At 39.7% G+C, this 2,622-nt stretch carries 2 protein-coding genes; both read right to left on the bottom strand.

Features of this window, described 5'->3' with window-relative positions; genetic code table 11:
- Positions 1 to 288 precede the first annotated feature (288 nt).
- Complete coding sequence (locus MHO82_RS25630) at positions 289 to 1,317, bottom strand: IS110 family transposase (protein WP_239189442.1); 1,029 nt, start codon at positions 1,315 to 1,317, stop codon at positions 289 to 291.
- Positions 1,318 to 1,394: 77 nt separating this feature from the next.
- Positions 1,395 to 2,123: a toll/interleukin-1 receptor domain-containing protein gene (locus tag MHO82_RS25625; protein WP_239189440.1), complete on the bottom strand. Its 729-nt coding sequence runs from the start codon at positions 2,121 to 2,123 to the stop codon at positions 1,395 to 1,397.
- Positions 2,124 to 2,622 lie beyond the last annotated feature (499 nt).

Genomic DNA, 2,622 nt, shown 5'->3' with positions numbered 1-2,622 from the left:
GTTCGTAAGATGGTCGTTATCCTAAACTCAATGCTACGAGATGGCGTCATGTGGGATGAAAGCACAGCTAAAAATTAGTTATTGACGCCATAGTCGTTTATATGGACTCCCCGTTTCAACAAAAGAGCGATAGATATTCGCGTGCTTATATACGAGCTACTATTGAGGCGCTACCTCTGCTCAATGATAATTTCGGCTGTCAGGGTACAAAGCTTGTTAGAGAGCTTTTCCTCTTTCGACTATTCTGTATCACCTAACTTTTATCTTACGCTTCATTTTGTCAAATTGTCAGAGCACAGATGCTCTATATTCCGTATCAAATTTAAGCATAGCAAAAGCGGTACGGACTGTTTTATTTGCCAAGGCAACCGCAGCACATTTTTTACCTCTACGCACCACTAATGCTTGTAACCATTGCTCTTTCTTCGTTTTAGCATCGCGTTTTACGACTTGCTGAACCACAGACATTGCACCAGTAATTAATAGACTGCGCAACGTTGAGTTTTTCCGTTTATCAATATGTCCCAACTTCGCTTTACCACCAGAAGAATGTTGGAGTGGCGTTAAGCCAATACAAGCGGAAACATCTTTTCCCTTTTTAAACTGGCCTAACTCTCCTGACGCCAAAGCAATGTACAAATGAATAGCGTTTAATTTCCCTATACCTTCAATCTTCATTAACTTTCGGCATTCTTGGATTGATCTCATCCATTGCTCAAGGGCATGGTCATAAGTATCAATGGCTTCACACAAAGCCAAATATAGGTCGAGTGACACTTTCAGCATTTGTCTAAAAGCCGCTGTTAACTCATTGTCCGCGTCTTCCAAAATCAGCTCTATCGATTGAATAAAGCCTTGCTGATTTCTCGAAACAGGAAGATTAAACTCCCTCATCAATCCTATTAACTGATTCTTTAATGCCGTCCGCTGTTTAACGGCTTGCTCTCGTAATTTAAGCATTGACTGCGCTTGCTGTTGGCTATTCGTCTTACCAGAAACGAAAGTTATTTCAGGTAACTGTGAGGCTTGAATGATCGCTAAAGCGTCATTTTTATCTGTTTTTTGATTCTGACGAACCGCTTTGACTAAACGAGAGGAAATTAGCTTCGAAGTATGACCTAAAGATGTGGCGATTTGGTTCCAATAATTAGAACTCGCACAAGCTTCAAACACCACCAGAGAGGGCGAAAGATTACTGAGATAACCGCTGAACTGTTTCGGTGTCATTTCTCGGTTAGATTGCACCTTTTTATCTGCATAAACGCAGACTTGGATAACCTTAGCGGCTAGATCAACGCCAATAATGAGATTTTTCATAATCAGACTCCCGTATTGTTTCCTATTTAAACATAGGCGGATTGGGGGTGAGGAGTCCAATCATCTTGTTATGAGTATTATTTCAACGCAAGCAAGACGTCTTCTAAGCCTGAATTGTAGTCCTGAATGAAATTTGCATATTTCTTCATTTTAAGTAGACGAGGAATTTTACAGTCCTGATACAATATTGGTAAGACCATAATATTGCCAGACTCAATCTCGTCCCAATACATTGAGTGCCACTCTCGTTCAACCCACTTTGATTCGACAGCATTTTGAGAAAGCACCAATATAATAGCATCTGCATCATCTAGACCTGACCCAATTTTCTCCGGTATTGAATCACCAACCTTTATTTGCCATTCATCTAACCATGGCGTGTGTCCAGCATTGGATAAGTCAGAACTTAACCAACGAACAAAGTCTTTGTCTTTTGATGAATGAGATATAAATACTTTTTTTCCTTGCTCCACTTCTTGATACCTTGCTGATAATAGCCATTCATACAGAGTTGACTCAATGAGATGTAACTCTGTGATTTCATAGTTGCGTAGATGCTTAGGTTCGATTAAACCGATACTATTACGCAATAGATTTCTTCTATTTTTTAGATCTTCTGTTGTTGGGTATGCAAGACAAGTAAAAGGAATACAAAAGTACTTTCGACACTGCGACATTTCCCCAAAATAAACAACCGCAACTTCAATGTCTAAATCATCATCCCATGTATCGTCATCATAATAACAAATACGACCAGCATACTTACCACTTTTTACTACTAATATACCGTAGTCAAATTCTGTCATGTTACCCTTATGCGTACCTTTTGAACGCTACCGCCACTTGGCAAAGAACTGATTGGCCAAAATAATCTAAAAACCAATTCTAATTGACCAGCCTGAATTAAGCGAATCAAACAACCAGTAGCTGACGAATTTTGTTAACAAAAACAAACCACTGCCAATAGTTAAAACTGAAAACCACGCCACTCAAAAATACGAATTTCACGGCTGAAAACTACGAACAATGACGCCATAAACTCGCACCTAAAAGCCATGAAATTAAAAACACCATTAAGCAACGAGAACTAAGATGAATGTTAGATAAGCCCCAAAGAGAGTTTCTCATTTCAACAAGTAAAAATGCTTCGTTTCTACCGTTGAACAGAGAGAAAGAATTCTGGCTTAGTACGCATAACGCCCAATTAAGGTGATGAGATGGTCTCCCCCTACCACTTCACATGGCCATGAGCCATGCTTGGAATGTTAAGGCCCTAATGCGAAAGGTGAAGACCATGACTCAGCA

Source organism: Vibrio sp. Of7-15, from assembly GCF_022347565.1.
In the GTDB taxonomy this organism is placed as follows: Bacteria; Pseudomonadota; Gammaproteobacteria; order Enterobacterales; family Vibrionaceae; genus NORP241.
The sequence above is the reverse complement of the archived record's forward strand: the minus strand, read 5'-3'. Positions and strand labels throughout refer to the sequence as shown.

Coding starts and splice junctions, on each gene's coding strand:
- MHO82_RS25630 (WP_239189442.1), bottom strand. CDS start 1,317: ATGAAAAATCTCATTATTGGCGTTGATCTAGCCGCTAAGGTTATCCAA.
- MHO82_RS25625 (WP_239189440.1), bottom strand. CDS start 2,123: ATGACAGAATTTGACTACGGTATATTAGTAGTAAAAAGTGGTAAGTAT.